The 16,359-nt window shown below is 45.0% G+C and carries 13 protein-coding genes; 11 read left to right on the top strand and 2 right to left on the bottom strand.

Annotation, left to right across the window (positions count from 1 at the left end):
- Positions 1-73: 73 nt before the first annotated feature.
- The 4 genes from MKY23_RS20035 to MKY23_RS20020 all read left to right on the top strand — a co-directional run bounded on the left by MKY23_RS20035 (position 74) and on the right by MKY23_RS20020 (position 6,606).
- Complete coding sequence (locus tag MKY23_RS20035; RefSeq protein ID WP_261769235.1) at positions 74-670, top strand: helix-hairpin-helix domain-containing protein; 597 nt, start codon at positions 74-76, stop codon at positions 668-670.
- Between the two features lie 47 nt (positions 671-717).
- Positions 718-1,239, top strand: coding sequence for a deaminase (locus MKY23_RS20030; protein ID WP_090914912.1), 522 nt, complete (start codon positions 718-720; stop codon positions 1,237-1,239).
- Positions 1,240-1,427: 188 nt separating this feature from the next.
- A complete protein-coding gene (locus MKY23_RS20025) occupies positions 1,428-4,445 on the top strand; it encodes a ComEC/Rec2 family competence protein (protein WP_339831675.1) in 3,018 nt (1,005 codons plus the stop codon).
- Between the two features lie 139 nt (positions 4,446-4,584).
- The gene (locus MKY23_RS20020) at positions 4,585-6,606 is read left to right on the top strand and encodes a copper amine oxidase N-terminal domain-containing protein (protein ID WP_339831673.1); all 2,022 of its coding nucleotides are present in this window, start codon (positions 4,585-4,587) and stop codon (positions 6,604-6,606) included.
- A 149-nt stretch (positions 6,607-6,755) separates the two neighbouring features.
- Here the strand turns inward: MKY23_RS20020 and MKY23_RS20015 are convergent, their stop codons facing one another.
- On the bottom strand, positions 6,756-7,058 hold the full coding sequence (locus MKY23_RS20015; RefSeq protein ID WP_090914824.1) for a hypothetical protein: 303 nt from the start codon (positions 7,056-7,058) through the stop codon (positions 6,756-6,758).
- A 349-nt stretch (positions 7,059-7,407) separates the two neighbouring features.
- Between MKY23_RS20015 and MKY23_RS20010 the strand changes: the two genes are divergently transcribed.
- The 3 genes from MKY23_RS20010 (at position 7,408) to holA (ending at position 10,523) form a co-directional block, all read left to right on the top strand.
- Entirely contained in the window at positions 7,408-7,956 is a 549-nt protein-coding gene (locus tag MKY23_RS20010) for a sigma-70 family RNA polymerase sigma factor (RefSeq protein WP_090914823.1), read from the top strand.
- Positions 7,953-9,248, top strand: coding sequence for an anti-sigma factor (locus tag MKY23_RS20005; protein WP_339831669.1), 1,296 nt, complete (start codon positions 7,953-7,955; stop codon positions 9,246-9,248). Before MKY23_RS20010 ends, MKY23_RS20005 begins: the two co-directional genes overlap by 4 nt.
- Before the next feature lie 258 nt (positions 9,249-9,506).
- Complete coding sequence (gene holA, locus MKY23_RS20000; protein WP_308722836.1) at positions 9,507-10,523, top strand: DNA polymerase III subunit delta; 1,017 nt, start codon at positions 9,507-9,509, stop codon at positions 10,521-10,523.
- A gap of 183 nt (positions 10,524-10,706) precedes the next feature.
- On the opposite strand, the gene rpsT is transcribed toward holA, so the two are convergent.
- On the bottom strand, positions 10,707-10,979 hold the full coding sequence (gene rpsT, locus MKY23_RS19995; RefSeq protein WP_024628504.1) for a 30S ribosomal protein S20: 273 nt from the start codon (positions 10,977-10,979) through the stop codon (positions 10,707-10,709).
- A gap of 176 nt (positions 10,980-11,155) precedes the next feature.
- On the opposite strand from rpsT, the gene gpr reads away from it, so the two are divergent.
- From gpr to lepA, 4 genes are all read left to right on the top strand, one after another.
- A complete protein-coding gene (gene gpr / locus MKY23_RS19990) occupies positions 11,156-12,157 on the top strand; it encodes a GPR endopeptidase (RefSeq protein ID WP_154887994.1) in 1,002 nt (333 codons plus the stop codon).
- Positions 12,158-12,312: 155 nt separating this feature from the next.
- Positions 12,313-13,605 carry a stage II sporulation protein P gene (locus MKY23_RS19985; protein ID WP_339831665.1) on the top strand — a complete coding sequence of 431 codons (1,293 nt, stop codon included), beginning with the start codon at positions 12,313-12,315 and terminating at the stop codon, positions 13,603-13,605.
- Between the two features lie 28 nt (positions 13,606-13,633).
- Positions 13,634-13,990 carry a hypothetical protein gene (locus MKY23_RS19980; RefSeq protein WP_090914809.1) on the top strand — a complete coding sequence of 119 codons (357 nt, stop codon included), beginning with the start codon at positions 13,634-13,636 and terminating at the stop codon, positions 13,988-13,990.
- A 146-nt stretch (positions 13,991-14,136) separates the two neighbouring features.
- A complete protein-coding gene (gene lepA / locus MKY23_RS19975) occupies positions 14,137-15,951 on the top strand; it encodes a translation elongation factor 4 (RefSeq protein WP_154887998.1) in 1,815 nt (604 codons plus the stop codon).
- The last annotated feature ends 408 nt before the right edge of the window (positions 15,952-16,359 follow it).

Below are 16,359 nucleotides of genomic sequence, written 5' to 3'. Positions count from 1 at the left end.
TCATGAAACGGTTCGGAAGCACCGCCCGTGTTCGAAATGATCTCTATTTTGAATATGAGGGAGTGTGCGGAAGATGAGACGGAACAAAGCGTTGTCCATTGCTGCAGCAGTGGTTGGATGTGTACTAATATTATGGTCGGGCAAAAGTGAACAGCCACCTAGCGGCTGGGAACCGATGCAGCTCGGCTCCAATCAGCCGACAAGTGAGCAGAATTCTTCTGCGATACAGTCGGCTGCTTTGGTTCCCGAGAATGTAGCTGATGCTGCGCCTAAAGGTGGGGTGAGCGGTAGGCAATTGGACGACGCAGCTCCAGCACAGGAGTCGAAGGTTCGGGAGCCTAATGTTGCTCCTGCTGTGTCAGGCAATTCACCAGCTCAACCACAGGCTCAGGTGAATGAAAGCCGTTCATCTGTATCTGAAGCAGAAGCAACATCTAAACCAGCTGACGAAACAACCAGTGAGACGGCAGATCACGGTAAGATCGATGTGAATACGGCACCTGTCAACAAACTCACGGAGCTTCCGGGGATTGGACAGAAGAAAGCTCAGGCCATTGTGGATTATCGCAATGCGCATGGTCCTTTTGCCAAAGTTAGCGATCTTACCAAGGTGAAGGGCATAGGCATGAAGATGCTGGAGAAGATGGCTCCCTATGTACAGATTCGTTAAAAGTTCAGCATAATAGTAATAGGTTCAAGGCGAGAGGAGAAAACTGCATGAGTGCAACAGAGCTTCGCAAGGACTGGGATACGTATTTTATGGACATTGCTTATATGGTATCGACACGTTCCCGTTGTCCGCGCCGGCACGTAGGAGCTGTGCTGGTTCAAGGGAAAAAGTTGCTGGGTACTGCCTATAACGGAGCACCGATGGGAGTGGCGGATTGCTCTGAGGCAGGCTGCATGATATCGGAAGAATATGAACTTGTAGTCACGGACGGACAGGAAGAAATGGTTAAAAAGCAACGCTGTATTCGTACCATCCATGCGGAGCAGAATTTGCTTTTATTCACGGATCGGATTGACCGCGAAGGTTCCTCTGTATATGTAACCGATGAGCCTTGCTGGACATGTGCCAACATGCTGGCGAACAGTGGTGTTACGGAGATTGTATTTCATCGCTCATATCCCAAAGATACGAGTAAAGTAAAAAATATGATGCATCAGAAAGGCATTTCGTTCCGTAGACTGGAGAATTACCAGCCTCCACGGGAGACGATGATGACCGTAAGCAATTAGCAAGAACTTATATAGAACAGGTTAAATGATTCAGATCATGTCAGAACAGATGACACCTGGGATATCTTTTATTTTCAATATTAATTAGTTTCATACGTATGGGGAAGAACCTCCGGCTAGCCTGAATGGGCTTCGGGGGTTTTTGTGTATTTATTGCCTTGGAGATGAGCAGAAGGGAGAGGGACGGAATGAAAGGCAGACCATTGCTTCGCTTTACAATTTTTTGGTTGTGCGGTAGTGGCATGGCGTGTTTATTGACGGAGGGATGGACTTTATTTTGGGGAGTAGTCGGGGCGATGGCATGTCTTCCACTCTTACTTCGTTTCATGAATATTCGTGGGTGGTCGATTCTTCTTTTAGTTATTGCTTTTGCAGGTGGTTTAATACAGTGGGAGTGGAATGATTTTCGTAATTATAGTACATTGCCAGCATATTTACATCGATCTACTGACGTAATTGATGGGTTAGATGTTCAAGTTGAAGGGGAACTTGTATCGGATGTGCAGGTTGACGGGGATCGGGCAGGTTTTGAGATGCAGGTTTCTTCTCTTAGGCTGTATGAAGAGACAGATAAGGAAGTCAAGAATCAAGATTCTTCGCCAGATCCTTCCTTGCAATCACTAAAGTCACAAGCGACTTCGGACAAAATGAATGAAAGAGTCATTGTACAAGTCCGATTAATGGAAGAGCAGGAACAGCATACAGCAGCATCTTGGAAGCGAGGGGATAAGCTGAAACTGTCAGGCTCGATAGTTCTTCCTGGTGAAGCCAGGAATTTTGGGGGATTTGACTATCGTAGCTATCTAAGGACGCAGTATATCCATTGGATGGTCAAAGTGAAGGGGGCCAGTTCGGTTCATGCTTCGTCTCCTGAAGGGCTGGGGAAAATAAACATTCTACGGTGGACAGATTCGGCAAGACTACTGCTCGGTTCGGCGGTGGACCGGTTGTTTCCTGAACCGCATGCCGGTTACATGAAAGGTCTGATCATCGGAATGGCGAAGGATATTGATCCAGGTACGTACGGTCAATTCTCACAGCTCGGATTAACTCATATCCTCGCCATCTCGGGTACACATGTTGCAGTGTATGTGGCTTCATTGCTCATGCTTTTATCATGGCTGAGATTAACAAGAGAGACAGCTCTAACGATTGTGCTGGTTCTCGTGCCAGCATATGTACTGCTCTCGGGCGGTTCTCCATCGGTCATTCGGGCAGGTATGATGTCGATGATCGGTCTGTATATGGCGAAACGCGGATTGGCCAGAGATGGTATTCAGATCATCAGTGCAGCGGCTTTGCTCATGCTCTGGTGGAATCCTTATTTTTTATTAAATGTGAGTTTTCAACTCTCTTTTCTGGTGACGGCGGGACTGATGATTTATATGCCGCTTATTAACAGGTTGTTCAGCAAATGGCCCAAATCGCTGGCAGCGACAGCTTCGGTTACGGTAACAGCGCAGCTGATTTCTTTCCCAGTGACGATTTTGTACTTCAATCAGTTCTCGTTGCTGTCTTTTGCAGCCAATTTTTTGCTGGTGTCTTTGATTAGTGCTGTAGTGCTTCCCTTAGGTACCGTTGCGATGATTCTATCATTTGTGTGGCTTCCGCTTGCGAAACTTCTGGCATGGATTGCGATTCAGTTGAATCAACTTACCTTTCTCAGTGTGGAATGGATGAACAGTTTGCCAGGTTTTGTGATGATCTGGCCTACACCTTCCTTATTATGGATTGCAACCTATTATGTGATTTTATATGTGTTGCTTTATTTGCTCTATCAGCGGAGCGGCGGTGAGATACCCCAAAATATTCATGTTGCAGAAGAGGATACAGCGCCACTTGATATGTCTTCACGAGGTGCTACACAAAGGGGCTCTACACTAGCATTAGGCTTCAATTCTTCACGGTCTGTTGACACTCAATCACTTTACACAGCGAAAGCGAACAATCGCTTGCAACTTTCAGCGCCCGATCCCTTGCCTACTCCAAGAGCAACATCAGATCATGGTTCACTCTCTACTCTTGGCGCAAGTATCGCCTGGCCTGAGTATGCAAGTGCATTTACATCTAGAGGTGCAGCCTTCTATAGCGAAGTACGCATGAGCCAAGCGAAGCGATGGTTATGTGGTGTGCTTGCCGTCAGTTTTGTAGCAGGATTATGGTGGGCATATCAGACGCCACGTCCTGCGGGAACAGGTGTAGTTCAATTTCTGGACATTGGTCAGGGAGACAGTACATTGATAACAACACCAGAAGGCAAACATATCCTTGTAGATGGCGGAGGCACGGTTAACTTTGGGGGGAGCGAACACTCGTGGAAAACAAGGCGTGATCCGTATGAGGTGGGAGCTAAAGTTGTTGTTCCTTTATTAAAAAAGAGAGGCATTCACCAGCTTGATGCTGTCATTGTGACTCATGCGGATCAGGATCATGCCGGTGGCCTTCAGGCTGTACTGGAGCAAATTCCAGTGAAACGCTTCATCTTTAACGGAACGACGAGTGGAAAGGAGAAATTCGATCAGTTGCTGGACACAGCGGTGCAACGCCAAATCCCACTATTCGCTACACATCAGGGCATGACCTATAAGCCCGATTCAGAAACGGCTTTATATTTTATCTCACCAGAGCGGAGTGGACCTAATCCAACAGGAGATCTGCCTGTTCTTGAGAATCAGAACGGTGGGTCGGTTGTTTTTTTGCTGGAGATGGCGGGTACGTCTATGCTATTCACCGGAGATATGGAAGCGGCAACGGAACAGGATGTGCTGTATGACATTCAGGATGGTTCGCTGGCGACCTCTTTTCAGCAGGACGTTCAAAAATCGGGGAGAACTGTTGCGGACAGCGAGACGAATATAGTTGTGCCTGAATGGATGGGGAGTCTAGCGGACAATGGCAGAGATCATCGTTCTTCAACGGTGGTTACCGTACCGCGATTACAATCACATCGATCTATAGATGTACTCAAGGTCGCCCACCATGGTAGCAAAACATCATCCTCAGAAGCATGGCTTCAGTACTGGAATGCCAAATCTGCACTGATCTCTGCAGGGGTTAACAATACCTATGGTCATCCCAACCCAGACGTAATGAAACGTTTGGAAGCAGTAGGTTCCCGGATTTATCGGACGGACCAGATGGGTGAGGTACAGATGAGCGTGAAAGATGGAGAGATAAGTGTGCGGTATAAGCTGGCTCCGAGATAAGAGTGGAATCATAAAGTCTGAAGGATACCTTGAAGGATATTTGGTTATTTTTGCCGAATAGTATTAGGCTTGGCTTAGGAGGGGCTGAAAATAAAGATGAATTGTTTTGAGATACATAAGGAGAAGGGGAAACTACGGAATGGAATTATTAAAAAAGTTAGAATGTAGTATTAATAATATGATTAAAAAACACAAAAAAGGATTGAAGAGAAAGATTGCAACATTTTGGATTGGAATGGCGATTTTCAGTCTTATGGCTGGACTACCCTCTTCATTCGCCTTGTCTGATTCCGGTCGTACCATTACTTCAATTCTTGATCGGAATGACTATTTGCTGGATGACGGCACAATCTGGTCTAAAAACAATATTAACGGAACATGGACACAAAATCGTAATCTGATTGGCATTTCAAAATTAGATAGTTATTCTATATATGGATGGACTGCAGATGATCAGGTTATTAGGTGGGATAAGGATAATCCAGATAAACCTGTAACGAAACAATTTAAAGGAATTAAGAAGGTATATGGAAATGGATTAGTACTTCTTGAGAATGGGGATCTATATTCGTTCCGTGAGCAGAATAAAGTTTTGGAATCGATTATTGATGTGAGTTTTTATCAGGACTATTCTGGAAAATATTCTTCCTATGGTGCCTTGTCTTCTTCGGGAGATATATACTACGATAATTACAACAAACCACAGAAGGCTGACAATGTAACCAACGGTAAGGCGATTGCTATGAATAGTTCTTATGCAGCGGTGCTGAAAGATGATGGTTCTGTAGTTGTCGTGACTACGTTGTATAAGGAAAAGCAGGTTACCGTTACGAACGATGTACAATCAATGATTTGGTGGGGAGGAACACACAAACTACTCACAGTGAAAAAGGATGGAACAGTTTGGAGTTATAAACGATCTTCCCAATATAAAGAAGAGCAATTATCGGGGTTAAGTAATGTGTCTCGTATGGTGTATTCTTTTGATTTTGATGAATTATATGCACAGTTAAAGGATGGAACATGGGTTTCATATAAAGATGGCAAAGTGATGTCATTATCGGCTCCGGAACTAAGTCAAGTGACGCTGACTGCATCTACGAACGAAGCTAATATCGGGGATACAGTCACACTTACTGTTCAGGAGAATTATAGCAACGGGTTCAAAACGAAACGTACCCCTTTACCCGAGGAAGTTACAATAGAGCAACCACAGATTGCACAATTGCAAAAGGATGGTAAGTTAAAAGCAACGGGGATAGGAACGACGAACATAACAGTAAAGTTAGGTGATAAGTCTTCCAATCTTCAACTTACAGTTAATACCGAGCAGAGTTTGACAGGGGCTGAACTTTTAAACGGAGATGTCTATTTGCCTGTACAAGCTGTCTTTAAAACACTGGGGGCCAAAATCGATGTTCAAGGCGATCAATTTAAGGTTCAGATGGGCGACAGTCTCATCACATTAACAAAGGGAAGCCCGGTAGCGGAGTTTAATGACAAAGCAGTTACAATGAAAGGCAAGGTACAGACAATCAACGGGCAGACTGTATTTCCTGCGGAGTTGTTAAAACAGGTTGCAGGTATACAGGTGAATTGGGATGCTACGTTGAAACAGGCCAAAGTGTTCGTTGGAAATTCTGTTATTGTAGTAGAATCGAAAGACACACTTGCTTTGATTAAGAAACAAGAGCTTGGCAATCTAAGTCGGTTTATTGGTAAGTCTTATTGGATTAACAATACTACCTATTTGGGACAGCGTTTTAGTAAAGTAACTATCACAGATATTCAAATTGAAAAAGGGAATTACGGTAATCGAAGCTACTCTATCGTTTTCCGTAATGCCAAGAGCAAAACAGTCATTGCTTTTGCAGGCGTTTCCCCTTCTAGGGTTACCGAGATGTTAGCGAATTCCGATCAATTTTTCTCCTACGATCCCTATAAGAAATTTAATTGGTCTTCGGCTACATGGAAGAAAATAATCGCGGGTGAAGTAGCCGTAGGGATGAACACCACACAAGTACGTCTGGCATGGGGAGCTCCAAACAATATTACGTATGATACAATTTCAAAAGGGAAGATTGAGGTTTGGGTATACTCAAGCACCTCGGGGATCAGAGCTTTGGGTTTCCTTAATGGAAAGCTCATGAACGTCTATTAATTTTCGAATCATCATACAGCTCAACTTTTGTTAATTACTATAAACACAAGAAAAAGCCCTGTTCTCCATAACTCTCTTCAAAAGAGAATTAAGAGAAAGGGCTTTTTTCATATTCGTTCTGATTACTGAATATAAATGGGAATATTGAATTATTCCACGCCGTCCTTGAAATGTTTATCCCAATGTTTATCACCTTTGTGCAAAATGTCTTCAACGGTTTTTTCGAGTGTCGCCAGTAGTTGTGCTCTGACATCCAGTACCGTTTCTCTGTACAAGCGTTCTTCCGATCCGACGATTTTATCGCCGTATAACGCCTGCGCAGCTACATATTTCCGATGTTCCTCAACCAGGGTGTCGATTGATTCCAAAGCGTGCTCCACAAAGTGGGAAATGCTTTGATATTCCTTTGGCATTTGTTCTTTTAATTGTTGAATTTTCGCTAGAGCTGGCATGCTCATCACCTCGTCTTATGAATGTAAATTTACAATACACCATTTTCATGAAAAATGCATTAAAAAAAGCTTAAATTTGGACAAATTTCGACTTTTTTTATTTTTAGGCCTTTAAAAGTACTTAACCATAATGTATGCCGTTGCATTTATTTTGAGTCGTGTAAGTACTGGAATTCGTGATGTCAGACGTTTGATGACTACGTTTGCATTTTCTGTTATTCTAAGATAAGATTCGGCGGCCCTTATACATATGCCGTTATTTTGTGATGGAAAATTAAAATATACTTAACTTTGCAACAATTTTATCGATGATTACGTCAGTAAGGTTGCAGGGAGAGGGGGATCCTTTGTGGTAGAGCCGGAACTCATCAGAGCCGCTCAATCGGGCGATCGCGACGCTCTAATTACCCTATTGCGGGAGATTGAACAGCACGTCTATCGGACCGCATATTACATTCTAAATAATGAACAGGACGCCTTGGATGCTGCGCAGGAAGCGTTGATCCGCATTTACACCAAGATTAATTCTTATGAAGAAAAAGCCCAGTTCAAAACCTGGGTGCAACGCATCGTAACGAATATCTGCATTGACAAGTTCAGAAGAACCAAGCCATCGGTGTCCATAGATGAGCATGAAATGGTTTTTCAGGATAAGCAGGATGTAGAATTTGAAGTGATGTCTACTTATGTAGCCAAGGACATTCAAGATGCGATCAACAAGTTGCCAGAGCATCATCGGACCGTCATTGTTCTAAGATATTTGCAAGATTTATCCTATAACGAAATTGCGGATTGTCTCGATCTTCCGCTAAATACGGTAAAGTCTTACTTATTTAGAGCCAGACAACAGTTACAAAATCTACTACAGGAGTATCAGAAAGGTGGTGTGACAGGATGAAATGCGAAGAGGTGGTGGAATGGATGCACCGGTATCTGGATCATGATCTGGGCGAGGCGGAAACGACGCAGATGCTACAGCATGTGGCCAAGTGTCCGGAGTGCGCCGAAAATTTTAGTATGCTCAGAGCTCTATCCAGGGAACTGGAAGATTTGCCGCAAGTAAGCCCGAAGTTCAGTCTGGTTGATGCGATTATGCCTCAATTGGATGCGATTGACGAAGCGCGAAAAGAACAAAGCAGTACCGTGCAAGAAATGAGTCCTGTCCCTGCGGCATTTGAGAGTCTAAAGCGCTCAAGTTCTAGTGAGCAGAAAGCGAAAACCAAATGGCTTAATTCGATGGTGGGACGGATGTCTGTGGGTGCAGCGGCCGCGGCTGTTGTATTGGGATTTGCCATCTGGGGATATCAGCCAGAGCAGATTGAGAATGCAGATTCGATGCTTATGAGCTCGGGGGCACCGCAAGATAGCTACAGTGAAGAGCAGTCTGCACAGAGGATGTATCTGAAAAGCGATCAAGGAGACATAAGGAACCAAGCAGAAGGCAGTGCGATTGCGCCTGACTCGTCAAATGATCCGGTGACGGAAGGTTCAATGCAACCGAATGCGGATCAACCTGACGAGAGCAACGGAACAGAACTTAAAACTCCAGAAGCTCCAGGTGATCAAGAGTCAGTAAAACCTTCCGCAGAAGGGCCGTCATCTCAAGACAAAGGCAAGCAAGAGGTAAATTCAAGTCCTTCTTCTGACTCTGGTAATACTCAGAAGAGCATGGATTCAGGTCAGGGAACGGAGCAGAAAAAGCCGGATACAAGTGAAGGTAGTGCCTCCACTCCTAATGACAAGGATGGAAGAAGTGTGTCCGAATCAAACGATGAGCTCGACGAGACATTTTCGGCTCAAACGATCATTCCAAACCAGGATACCCCGGCTCAAGGCAGTGAAACTGACAATGCAGGAACTGGAACGGAATCGGGTGCCACTGGAGGTCAGCAGGGACTAATGGCTCCTGAACAGGGAATCGCTGCACCGACAGGGACAAAAGAATGGAAATCACCGGATGGTTCTTATGTTGTTATGCTACTCGGTGACCAGTTAAGTATTTATGCGAAATCTGCGAATGATCCGGATGTTCTGAATCTGATTGAGCAACGGAGTGTAGAAGGTACGTTAAAGTCGGGAAGTTGGTCCAAAGACAGCCAGCAGTTCAATTATGAAATGGACAAAGACGGAGCGACTACAAAGGATACCTTCAAAGTCAGTACCTCATCTAATGTATCACCTGCGAAATAGCTCCATTATAAGGTTTCTGCAGGGCAATTAGAGAGAACCTTTTCTAATGAACAAGCATATACTGGATCTAACTAAAGAACGTCCTATCTCTGATCCAACAACTGACGTCGTATGACCGCACGCCAGCTATTTCTAGAATGGCTGTGCCTGCGTTTATATAGATGCAGAACAGTGGGCCTTTATCCATACATGGATGAAGGTCCCTTTGTTGTCTTGTGTATTTTCTGGTAGGATAAAAGGGATAAGGAGGCACGGTGGATGGATGTAAAAAGCGCAACAAAGGCAATACGCAGCGGAGAAACTGCGCCAATCTATGTGCTGTATGGAACGGAGAAGTACCAGATACAGCAGTTCACAGAGATGTTAAAAACGCATGTTATTGAAGAGGAGCATCAGGATTTTGCGGTTATTCCCTATGATCTCTCCGAAACACCGATCGAGGTTGTTGTGGAAGAAGCAGAGACGGTTCCCTTTCTCGTTCCGCGCAAATTGATTATTGTAAGGGACACCAGTTTGTTTACCGCGGGAAAGGAATCCAAAATAGAGCATCAGGTGGATCGCTTGATTACATATATGGATAATCCCGCTGATTACAGCACGATCGTTTTTTTGGCGCAAGGAGATAAGTTGGATGAGCGGAAGAAACTAGTAAAAGCAGCCAAGAAACAAGCGGTTGTGTTGGCCTTTGCACCGCTAAGTGGAGAAGAATTGGTCCAATGGATTGTGAAACTCGCGAAACAGAGAGAGGTAACCTTTGAAGCTGGGGCAGCAGATACGCTAATCAGTTATGCTGGAACGGGACTGCAAGGGTTATCTGCCGAAGTGGATAAGCTTTGTTTGTTTGCAGGAAACGGAGGAACGATTCGCCGCGCAGATATCGAGTCACTGGTGGCTCGTAGCACGGAGCAGAACGTATTTGCACTTGTGGAGGAACTGGCTAATCTGAGGTTAGAAAAAGCACTTGCACTCTTTTATGAACTTTTGAAGCAACGTGAAGAACCGATCAAGATTGCAGCGCTGATTGCGCGGCAGTTCCGTATTATGATTCAGGTCAAGGAACTTGGGCAACAAAGTTACTCACAGCAGCAGATCGCCAGTCAACTTGGCTTGCATCCGTACGCTATCAAAATTGCCGGGGAACAGGCTCGGAAATTCGATGCTGACCGGTTGCGAAAGATTTTGAGTCACTTGAGTGAGCTGGATTATCAGATGAAAACAGGAGCCGTGGATAAGGTTCTTGGCCTGGAGTTATTTTTGTTAAGACTTGGAGCATAGCCGTAGGCAAAAACAAAAAAACAACCTGAGAGTTCTCCATCTGTTGATATTTCAACAGATGATCAGAGATGTTCAGGTTGTTTTTTTATGGTATGTTCTTTTACTTGGCGGAACAGATGCTAAAAAATCCTGAAAGCCCATGCTGTTCAGGATTTTTCCATTGGTTCGTATAAGTAACGCTTCTTACGCTTGTGCGGAAAGAGCGTTCAGTTTTTTCGCCAAGCGAGACTTTTTGCGTGCAGCTGCATTTTTGTGAACCAGACCTTTAGTTACAGCCTTGTCCAGCTTTTTGGAAGCAGCTTGAATCGCAGCTTTAGCAGTGTCAACTTCGTTGCTTACCAGAGCAGCATCAGCAGCTTTAACAGCTGTGCGGAGTGCAGACTTCTGAGAAGCGTTGAGTGCGCGGCGCTTGTCGCTCGTTTTTACGCGTTTAACAGCGGATTTGATGTTTGGCATTACATTCACCTCCTGTAAGGCATTCGCATGAATACAAACGTTTCACAACTTAAAATATTCTATCACGCTAGCATGTAAATTGCAACAGATTTTGCATCGTTGTTTGGTATGTTGCATAAAGCCCGCCTTTTTCCCACACAATATGCTCAAATGGAATAAGGGAGGCAGGGACACAGATGACACTGGATTTACAAAATTATACCGTACGTACCGATTTGGCCATTGACTCCAAAGAAATGGCACAAGGCAGTCAGAAACAGACGATCCCCGGATTACGTGAGGATGTAGATAAGAAAGAGGGCATTACGATTACACGGATTGATGTGTTGAATGATGAAGCAGCGAAAGCCATAGGGCGTGTAAAAGGCCATTATGTCACACTTGAGGTGCCCTCCCTTCGCAACGGAGATACTGAACTGCAGGAACGGGTAGCCGCCGAATTCACACGAGAAATGGAAGCGTTTATGACCAAGGCGGGCATCGGCAAGGATTCCAAGGTACTGATCGTAGGTCTCGGCAACCTGAATGTAACTCCAGATTCTCTTGGTCCGTTGGTTGTAGAGAATTTGATGGTTACCCGGCAGTATTTTGAATTGGTACCGGATCAGGTGGCGCCTGGATATCGTGAGGTCAGTGCTATTGCTCCGGGTGTGCTTGGTACAACGGGAATCGAGTCAAGTGACATTGTGCAGGGCATTGTTGAGCGTACCCGTCCTGATGCCATTATCGCCATTGATGCGCTCGCTTCCCGCTCACTTGAACGAGTGAATACAACGATTCAGGTGGCTGATATCGGGATTCATCCTGGTTCTGGTATTGGTAACAAACGTCGTGGATTAACGAAGGAAATTCTGGGTGTTCCCTGCATTGCCATCGGTGTGCCAACGGTATGTTATGCTTCGACCATCGTGAACAACGTCATCGAAATGATGCGTTCTCACTTTCGTCAGGAAACCGATCAGACAAAACAAATCATGGGTATGCTCGATGACATCGGTGAAGAGGATCGTTTGAGTCTGGTAAAAGAAGTGCTTGAACCGCTCGGACATGACCTGATCGTAACTCCGAAAGAAATTGATGAGTTCATTGAAGGAATAGCGAATGTCATTGCAACCGGACTTAATGCGGCTCTTCACGAAGCAGTAAACCCTGATAACGTTGCGGCTTACACACACTAGAGCGAATCCCCTAATATGGAACGGAGAAGAAGGTCCGAATCTATCGGACTTTCTTTTTTTGTTCACTTTATCTTTCTACTTCCTGTTCTATCAAATTGAATACTCTCATAGAGTTGAAGTATAAGAGTTGTTCTGCAAGGGAAGGAGACATAAGAATGAACAAGATATTGGCATGGAACATTGGTAAGTGGAAAAAAAGATGTCTGCATGTGCTGGCCATGGGCCGTACACTGTTGCTGCTTATGATCATATCTGCCCTCTTTTTTGTTGCACTCGGGCTCGGAGGCATGGCGGAGAAAAGGTTGAATAGTTCCCCGGTTTCTTCCATGAAAGGATTTGCAGGTTCAGTCTCAAGCCGCTTTTTTGTGGACATGTTGGGTATGGAAGTGCCTCATCTCACTCAAAAGGAACAGAACACTGCAATTTCCGGTGAAAATCTAACTTCTTTTGTGTTTCAATTACTCACCAATGTGAATCCTCAAGATCCCAAAAGTTTAATCGCACGTGAAATGCCAGGCATGGGTGCAAATCAGCCCGTTCTGCTTAGACCAGGCTCTGGCAATACCAAGGCAGAAGCACCTGAAGATTATCAGCCAGGTCCAGGCCTGACAGAAACAGCCTCATCAGGTGAAGGTAAGCCAGGAAGTGAACTGCATGTTCCTCCGGGTAAGGATGATCCAGACGTTTCCAGTGAGGATGATCCGGGAAAGGGTACAGTCGATGAAGATCCACCAGCAAAAGGGAATGGGCAAGACAAGGGGAATCCGGCCATTACGAAAAAATCCGTCCTTATCTATCACTCGCATCCGCGTGAAGGATATAATCCACTGCTAGGCACGGATAGCGACAATCCATCTTCCGGTAAAGCGACAGGTAATGTTTTTCAAGTGGGAACCTATCTATCGGATAGCTTGGAGAAGCTGGGCGTCGGAGTAGAGCATGCGAAGGAAGATTATCAAACGAAAATCAAAGATTACAATTGGAACTTTTCCTATAAATATTCCAGACAGACTGTCAAAGCGGCGCTTGCTCAGAATGACGATCTGACCTATCTAATTGATATTCACCGCGATTCCCAGCGGCATAAAAAAACGACAACCACCATCGGTGATCAGAGTTACGCCAAGGTATATTTTATTATCGGGCATGAGAATCCGAATTGGCGTAAAAATGAAGCCTTTGCTGCAAAAATTCACAAAAAGCTGGAAGCGAAGTATCCGGGAGTGTCCCGCGGGGTGTGGGGGAAGAATGGCGGAGGAGGCAACAATGGAGAATATAACCAAACGCTTTCCCCGAACAGCATTCTCATTGAAATCGGTGGCATTGACAATACGGCAGCTGAGCTGAAACGAACGTCCAAAATTCTGGCAGATATGATCGCGCAAGTATATTGGGACGAGCAGAACGTAGATAAAGCAAGCGCAAAACCGGTATCCAAGGGCGGATAAATATTATAGAAGAAGGGAGATCTGCGAGATGTCCAGATTTGGCAAAAAAATGCTGTCTGTCAGTGTGCTTATGTTGCTTGGTGTATTGCTTGGCATGCAGCTGGCAGGCAGTGGTTTTCAGCATAACAACCCTGTGGAAAGTGTCCCCGTAGTGGCGACCACAGAAACCGCACCTGAGAAAAATACAACTGTATCCACTGAGCCTGTGCAGACCGAGGTTAAAAAGCCGTTTGTTCCTGTCCAGACCCCGAGCCAGGTGCTTGGGGCAGACCAGCACAAGGCCCCGGTGGATGTGCTGGCGGAAAAAACGGCTGGATTGCTGCAAAACTTGTCAAACAGCGGCATCAAGTGGGTGGTCTCTCTTTTTGGCGGAGTAGATGAATAGAAGCGGACGGATTAAAGGAAAACTAAACCTCCGGGGCACTCTTCAAGTAACTTTATTATAAAAGTTAAATCATCATGGGATTGATGCACCTTGAAGCAACTGTTATAATGAAGTGATTGACACTAGGCTGTTTCTGGGGGTAAGGAATGACTGACATTCGGGAAAGACAACGTAAAATTCGTAACTTTTCAATTATTGCACATATAGATCACGGTAAATCAACACTTGCGGACCGGATCTTGGAGTACACAGGTGCGCTGACATCACGTGAAATGCAGGAGCAAGTACTGGATCAGATGGATCTGGAACGCGAACGCGGAATCACCATTAAACTGCAAGCAGTTGCCCTGAATTACAAAGCGGACGACGGTGAAGAGTATCTACTGAATCTCATTGATACGCCTGGACACGTAGACTTTACGTACGAGGTATCACGTAGTCTTGCTGCATGCGAAGGGGCGTTGCTTGTCGTTGACGCGGCTCAGGGGATCGAAGCGCAGACGCTGGCTAACGTATATCTTGCGCTGGATAACAATCTGGAGATTTTGCCGGTTATCAACAAAATTGACTTGCCAAGTGCTGACCCTGAACGGGTGAAGCAGGAAGTTGAAGATGTTATCGGACTGGATACCAGCAATGCTGTATTGGCTTCGGCCAAAGCCGGCATCGGGATCAAAGAGATTTTGGAGCAAGTGGTACAGAGTGTGCCTGCACCTGTAGGTGATCCGGATCAACCGCTTAAAGCGCTGATTTTTGACTCGCACTATGACCCTTACAAAGGGGTTATCGTGTATGTGCGTGTTATTGATGGTAAAATCAAGGCGGGTTCCAAAATCAAAATGATGGCAACAAACAAATCTTTTGAAGTCATCGAAGTGGGAGCGTTTAAGCCGCGCATGACCATTGTGGACGAGCTGAACGTCGGGGATGTAGGATTTATCGTTGCGGGTATCCGTCACGTCGGCGATACTCAAGTCGGTGATACGGTTACTGACGCGAAAAATCCGACACTTGAACCACTGCCTGGTTATCGTAAAATCAATCCAATGGTATATTGTGGTCTGTATCCGATTGAGACATCGGACTATGTGGATCTGCGTGAGGCATTGGAAAAGTTGCAGCTGAACGATGCATCGCTCAGCTTTGAGCCTGAGACATCCAGCGCACTAGGCTTTGGATTCCGTTGCGGATTCCTTGGACTGTTGCATATGGACGTCATTCAGGAACGGATTGAGCGCGAGTTTAACATTCCGTTGATCACGACAGCACCGAGCGTAATTTACCACGTAACGCTAACTAACGGCGAGCAGATTCAAATTGATAACCCATCCAACTATCCAGAGGTAGGCCGGATTGATTACGTTGAAGAGCCTTATGTGAAGGCTTCAATCATCGTGCCGAATGATTACGTGGGAACGGTTATGGAACTATGCCAAACTAAACGCGGTGAATTTATCAATATGGAATATATGGACACAACACGGGTTACGATTACATATCAGATCCCGTTGTCTGAGATCGTATATGACTTCTTCGACCAGTTGAAATCAAGCACTAAAGGTTATGCTTCGTTTGACTATGAGTTGTCCGGTTACCGCCAGTCGAATCTGGTGAAAATGGATATCCTGCTTAACGGCGAACAAGTCGATGCTTTGTCCTTTATCGTTCACAGAGATCGTGCATACAATCGCGGCCGTATCATCTGTGAGAAACTGCGCGAACTGATTCCGCGGCAAATGTTTGAAGTACCGATTCAGGCGTCTGTGGGCACCAAGGTTGTGGCTCGTGAAACAGTTAAAGCCATGCGTAAAAACGTACTTGCCAAGTGTTACGGCGGTGACATCTCGCGGAAACGGAAACTGCTGGAGAAGCAGAAGGAAGGTAAGAAGCGGATGAAGCAGGTTGGTAACGTTGAGGTGCCACAAGAGGCATTTATGGCGGTACTGAAAATTGATGATTAATAATGCAATCTCTGGGTACATCAAGACCTTGCGTATCAGAGAATGCATTAATAATGCATTTTAGGTACATCACAGATTGTGTGTATTAAAAATGCATTCTAATAATTTAATTTTAGGTACATCACAGATTGTGCGTATCGAATTACTGGTAATCAAACTATATAAAGTGAACTATTTTTACACATTAACGGAGAGGACAGAAAAAACCTGAAAAAGCGGAGCGTTCGCCTTTATCACCGGATTTTTCCCTTTTGGGAAAGGGAATCAAAAAAATCTGGGGATAACCGCTACTCTCCAGGTTATTCTGTCATTGGAGTGGAATGTGTAAATTGTTAGATCACTTTATATAAATCAACATTTTAGCTGAAAGGGAAGCCAACTGGCTTTCCTTTTTTCAAATCAAGGGGG

The sequence above is a fragment of the Paenibacillus sp. FSL R7-0272 genome, from assembly GCF_037969905.1.
GTDB classification, from domain to species: Bacteria; Bacillota; Bacilli; order Paenibacillales; family Paenibacillaceae; genus Paenibacillus; species Paenibacillus polysaccharolyticus.
Note: the sequence above shows the minus strand (reverse complement) of the source record. Positions and strands in the feature narration are given on the sequence as shown.

What these genes read in the sequence shown, in the direction of transcription:
- MKY23_RS20035 (WP_261769235.1), top strand. Translation starts at nt 74, where the DNA reads ATGAGACGGAACAAAGCGTTGTCCATTGCTGCAGCAGTGGTTGGATGT.
- MKY23_RS20030 (WP_090914912.1), top strand. Translation starts at nt 718, where the DNA reads ATGAGTGCAACAGAGCTTCGCAAGGACTGGGATACGTATTTTATGGAC.
- MKY23_RS20025 (WP_339831675.1), top strand. Translation starts at nt 1,428, where the DNA reads ATGAAAGGCAGACCATTGCTTCGCTTTACAATTTTTTGGTTGTGCGGT.
- MKY23_RS20020 (WP_339831673.1), top strand. Translation starts at nt 4,585, where the DNA reads ATGGAATTATTAAAAAAGTTAGAATGTAGTATTAATAATATGATTAAA.
- MKY23_RS20015 (WP_090914824.1), bottom strand. Translation starts at nt 7,058, where the DNA reads ATGCCAGCTCTAGCGAAAATTCAACAATTAAAAGAACAAATGCCAAAG.
- MKY23_RS20005 (WP_339831669.1), top strand. Translation starts at nt 7,953, where the DNA reads ATGAAATGCGAAGAGGTGGTGGAATGGATGCACCGGTATCTGGATCAT.
- holA (WP_308722836.1), top strand. Translation starts at nt 9,507, where the DNA reads ATGGATGTAAAAAGCGCAACAAAGGCAATACGCAGCGGAGAAACTGCG.
- rpsT (WP_024628504.1), bottom strand. Translation starts at nt 10,979, where the DNA reads ATGCCAAACATCAAATCCGCTGTTAAACGCGTAAAAACGAGCGACAAG.
- gpr (WP_154887994.1), top strand. Translation starts at nt 11,156, where the DNA reads ATGACACTGGATTTACAAAATTATACCGTACGTACCGATTTGGCCATT.
- MKY23_RS19985 (WP_339831665.1), top strand. Translation starts at nt 12,313, where the DNA reads ATGAACAAGATATTGGCATGGAACATTGGTAAGTGGAAAAAAAGATGT.
- MKY23_RS19980 (WP_090914809.1), top strand. Translation starts at nt 13,634, where the DNA reads ATGTCCAGATTTGGCAAAAAAATGCTGTCTGTCAGTGTGCTTATGTTG.
- lepA (WP_154887998.1), top strand. Translation starts at nt 14,137, where the DNA reads ATGACTGACATTCGGGAAAGACAACGTAAAATTCGTAACTTTTCAATT.